General features: G+C 54.9%; 2 protein-coding genes. Both read right to left on the reverse strand.

The window, feature by feature from the left end:
• On the reverse strand, positions 1–183 hold a 183-nt coding region (locus H9X86_RS11935), incomplete at its 3' end, for a hypothetical protein (protein WP_204901719.1).
• Positions 173–2,013, reverse strand: a 1,841-nt coding sequence (gene mobP3, locus H9X86_RS11940; protein ID WP_204901720.1) for a MobP3 family relaxase, incomplete at its 5' end; no start/stop codon positions are given. The genes H9X86_RS11935 and mobP3, both read right to left, overlap by 11 nt.

A 2,013-nucleotide genomic window follows, 5' to 3' on the forward strand; every position in this document is an offset into this window, starting at 1 on the left:
TTTCATATAGTCGTTCATGTGTGCCGCCTCCTTATCAGCAACACACAATACCGAACAATGAAGAGAATAGCCAGCGGATTTCACCACAATTATCAAACTGTTATCATTTGCTCCAGGGCCAATTTCCTTGGGGCGTTTTCTTTGGTGACAGTGTGCTATTTTTGCGTTGTGATTACCATCCACCCATACTCATGCCCCAGCTCTGCTGCCCCTCCTCGTGGTCGTCCGGCTTATGCCCCAGGGCAACCTTTTTTGCCCGGAGCTTCTGCAGTCGTTTCCGGTCAATGTGCGGCCCGCCGGATGCTGGAGGAGCCGGAGTGTTGTCCCGGAAGATGTTACCCATGTGGTGTAGGAGTCGGGTGGTGGAGAGCATCAGCTGGGGTGGGGCTATCCACCCCTGATCCATGCGCTCCACAAAGAACTCAGCATAGACATGCCCCCGTTCTGCTGCAGCCTGAAACCACTGATAGGCAGCCTCCTCATCCTGCTCTACCCCATTTCCCATGAGGCACAGCTTACCCAGGAGGTACTGCGCCCAGGGATTGTCCCCCTGGGCCGCCTGACGGAAATACTCTGCCGCCTTTTCTGTATTCTTGAACACATATCTGCCGCTGAGATACTCCTTGCCCATGGCATAGGCGGCGTAATCGTTGCCGTTTTGCGCTGCTGCTTTCAGCCATTGGATGCCCTGGTCTGGATCATGCACCAGGGCATCATCAGAGAGAAGCAGCTTCCCCAGGGAGTATTGAGCCGCTGGCACATTCTGTATTGCCGCCTGTTCCATCCAGTACTGGGCTCTCTCTGTGTCTGGAATTACCAGGCCACTGTCCCGGTACAGCAGCCCCATCAGATATTGGGCGTGGGCATCACCTGCTTGGGCCAGACATTTCATTTGCACCGCTGCAGCTACACGCTCTTCCCGTGTATGCTCTTCGTTTTCCATGATGGAGCGAAGCTCATAGCAGTCCCAGGGGAGTTCGTGATCTTCTAGCCAACTACCTCTATCCTCCATACCACGATCCTCAAAGGAGATTTGGTTGAGTCGGATGCGCTCGGCCTCTTTGATGACGGTGTTTTTGATAGCTCGGAACTCCTTCTGTTGAGACAGTAGCGGGCGCTGTTGTTCCTGTCCGGAATAGAATCGATTTACCTGACACTGGAGTTCCCACCACGATTGATAGCACCGGTTGACCACAGGCAGGCGCTCCGTTTGATTGACGATCTCATCCACCAGCTTTTTCAGAGGCTTGGACAAATAGCCGTAGGACTTCTTGCCCTTCACGCTGCCCAGCTGCTGAGCTAACTCTCCCATGAGCTGCTCCATGTCTGGATGTTCGCAGATCCCCTGTGCCATTTGGCGGGTCATCTCCAGCATCACCTTCCGGGCCTCTTGTACCAGTTCATCTCTGCTGGTAGACTTCTGCTCGTAGAGATGGTACATTTCCTGCTTGAAGATTTGATTGGTGAGGGTGGATTTGATCTGCTTGATTCCGTCCTTGGATAGATACGCCTGTCCCGGTTTCACAGACCAGGCCATCATATGCACATGAGGGTGTTCCCCCTCGTCGTGGAAGGCGGCGTACCACCTAAAGTCCTGGGGCGGGATTTTCATAGCGGTTGCAATCTCATTTCGATGGGTACGCAGCAGGGATCGCCACGCCTGGGCATTGTCGTAGCCCAGGCGTGTTGCGTCCTCCCGACGCAGAGAGATGATGTGGGTCCACACGTTTCCGGTGTAGTGCTCCAGTTCCGATGTGGCCCTGTCCAGATCCACACCATCTTCATCCCCGAACAGTCCGTGGTCCCCCAGGCGCTGAGCACGAGGACGAGTGGCGATGTATTTGGCGTAGCCCTCGGAGGAGTTGACCTTAGACCAGTTCTCCTCCAGAGCCAGGGTGATGAGGGCTGAGGCGTTGGCCTTGGTGGGATGCTGGGTGTAGTCTCCGTACTCCAGCAGCTCTTTCACTCCAGGGAAGTCTTTGGACAGTTTTGTGATCAGCTGCTCCTGCTTGC

The sequence above is a fragment of the Pseudoflavonifractor capillosus genome (genome assembly GCF_016902575.1).
GTDB classification, from domain to species: domain Bacteria; phylum Bacillota; class Clostridia; order Oscillospirales; family Oscillospiraceae; genus Enterenecus; species Enterenecus capillosus_A.